The organism is Faecalibacterium sp. Marseille-Q4137 (assembly GCF_017377535.1).
GTDB classification, from domain to species: domain Bacteria; phylum Bacillota; class Clostridia; order Oscillospirales; family Ruminococcaceae; genus Faecalibacterium; species Faecalibacterium duncaniae.
The window spans coordinates 1-2043 of the sequence record NZ_JAFREK010000094.1; the positions used below are offsets into that span (position 1 = coordinate 1).

Annotated in this window: 1 protein-coding gene; it reads right to left on the reverse strand. The window is 34.7% G+C overall.

Features of this window, described 5'->3' with window-relative positions; genetic code table 11:
• The coding region (locus J3353_RS15860; RefSeq protein ID WP_207685231.1) for a hypothetical protein at window positions 1-1986 on the reverse strand (1986 nt) is incomplete at its 3' end.
• Window positions 1987-2043: the final 57 nt, after the last annotated feature.

Below are 2043 nucleotides of genomic sequence, written 5' to 3' on the forward strand. Positions count from 1 at the left end.
CTTTTCTCGTTTATAGTATTGTAGTATAAGTGCTTCCTTCATTTTTTCATAATTTTGTATTAAGGCAATCTTTTCTTGAAGGTCTGCATCCTTTATTATCCACGATGCTAGCTTATTATTGAAAATCAGCGTCACCAAAATACCGAATATCAACTCAACGCACGAATATAAAACATTGAATTTCATCAGTAATACTACCCCAACAATAAGCCACAGCACTATCCCAATTAAAAAAGCCATCCTTATATGCTCGCATCTTTTTGTAGCCTTTTGCACACACTCTTTTTGGCACATTTTAAGCTTTTCTTTTTCTTTATCTAGGCGCGCTTTCTCACCATCAAGTGACTGGTATTGTGCATCAATATCTCTTTTTTCTTGTTCAAGTTGTTTTAGATACTTTTCTTCGTGTTCGCATTCCAACTTTTCGTGCGCTTTCCTTATTTCGTGCTTTTCGGTTTCATTTCGGACTTTTTCCTCTTTGATTCCCTCATCTTTTGCTTCTGAGCGAATTTTATCAAGTATTTCAAAAGGGGTACTATCTGTAAATTTGCTGGCATCTCCTTCTGTGATTCTCACCAGCATATCTAAGGCCATTCGATTTGACTTCAGAAAATAGCAATTTTCTTTTGTAATTTTGTTTTCTTTCTCTAACTTGTCTAGTTCTTCTTTCAACCGATGTAACACTGCCACAGTTGGTTCAAAAGCAGCGGCCACAATCGTCATCAGCCGTTGCTTTCCTGCTATGCTAAGACTTTCTGATGAATTTGCCCAAATCAAATTTCCCCAAAACACATCCGACACACAAAAAGGAATCGCTGCTTCCACTTTTGATCCACTCTCTGATAGCTGGATTTTTGAAACCTTAGAAAGAGTTTCATTATGCGTCACAAAAATATTTTGAATTCCAGCAAAACTAAACGCATTTTGTCCCGCATTAAGAAAATCTGTAAAGAAAAACGATTTTGCATCGTCCCAAACAGTATTTCTCATCTCACCCTCATTGAATTGTGAATTGGTTCTTTTATACTCACTTACGATTTTATCATAATATGTTTTATCATCGGTCACGCCAACCGGAATTCTTTGAGGATAATCCATATCATACACATAAATTCCAAGACTCTCCAAATCATCTTGCAGATTCGCTATTTGGAGTTCTACATTCTCTCGACTTTTTCCGTTCATTATGTAATAGCTAGTTGCCTCAGATGACTTACTAGGATCAAACTGATAATTTCCTATCCAGTATTCACTACTCGATAGAATCGTAACAATTTCACTATATGTGTGTTGATAGACATAAGGTTTAAATCCAATATCTATCATATCTTTAATAAGTTTTTTATAATACTCACTTCGATCAATGGTACTAATACCAAGCAATTTAAAAATGATATTTGTATCAAGAAAAACCTTTGCATTTGACTTTTTCAAATCTATTCTATCACCAGTAAAAATCACTAATTCTGAAAGTATCCGCCCTACTATTGCAGATTCCACAAATGCAAAAAGTTTTCCATCGGATGTTTCGAGTTCTTTTAGTAATACGCAAAACCTGTATGTTTCCGTTGTACTTTTTTCATATTCATGGTTTTTAATGAAAACAACACCGTTCTCCTCAATGAACGCATTAAAAACTCTCGCAGCATCCTCAATTGTTATTTCCTCGCTGTACTTTGTAGCTATGAATTGTACATAACGATTCAATAACATTTTCTGGTTTCTTTCCTGATTTTCCAAATCATTCCAAAAAGACTCTCCAATGCTATCCAATGCTTCATTATCAAGATTTACGAGATATCTATTGTGCGTTCTCTTCAAAATTTTCTTGCGGCACAGATTGGAAAGAAGTCTCATCATTGGAAAATAAGGAATTGAAAAACCAAATTTATCATTGAAATCTTGTATAATATCGACTATGTTAATCTGCTGATATCTCTTGCTCTCTATAAGTGCAATTATCATAACATTAAAAGCTTCATCCACATTTTGAACTGCACCCCATTTGTTAGACAGTATGGTATACTGTTTAGGAAATGGGGT